Raw genomic sequence first — 631 nt, 5'->3', positions numbered from 1 at the left:
CCCGTTCCGCCGTGGCGCAGGCGCGCGCCGACCTGCTGCGCGCCGAGGCAGCGGCCCTTTCCGCCGCCGCCGCCGCCCGCACCGCGAGCGCGCAGGTGGAAGCCGCCGAGGCCGCCCGCGCCCAGAAGGAGGCGCAGCTGCGCCAGGTGGAGGTGGATCTCAACAACGCCACCATCCGCTCGCCTATCGATGGCGTGGTGGTGTCGCGCAACATCGACATCGGCCAGACCGTGGCGGCGTCCTTCCAGGCGCCGGTGCTGTTCCAGATCGCCGCCAGCCTGGATGAGATGGAGGTCTGGGCCACGGTGGACGAGGCCGATATCGGCCGCGTGCGCGCCGGACAGGACGTCACCTTCACCGTCGCCGCCTTTCCGTCCGAGACGCTGCGCGGGCGGGTGAAGGACATAAGGCTGGCGGCTACCACGGTGCAGAATGTCGTGACCTACACGGTCGTTGTGACCACGCCGAACGCCTCGGGCCGGCTCTTGCCGGGCATGACCGCGACGCTGCGCGTGGTGACGGAGGAACGCCCGCAGGCGCTGCGCGTGCCGAATGCCGCGCTGCGCTGGCGCCCGCCGGGCACCGCGGCGGGCGGCCAGCCGACCGAGCCCGCCGCGCCGGGCCAGGCGCA

General features: G+C 73.9%; 1 protein-coding gene. It reads left to right on the top strand.

The window, feature by feature from the left end; translation table 11 throughout:
• Positions 1 to 631 (top strand): efflux RND transporter periplasmic adaptor subunit (locus HW578_RS27415; protein WP_198373835.1); only part of this gene is annotated, 631 nt, incomplete at both ends.

The organism is Roseomonas rosulenta, from assembly GCF_016106005.1.
Classification (GTDB): domain Bacteria; phylum Pseudomonadota; class Alphaproteobacteria; order Acetobacterales; family Acetobacteraceae; genus Neoroseomonas; species Neoroseomonas rosulenta.
This window is presented reverse-complemented; position numbering and strand designations above follow the sequence as displayed.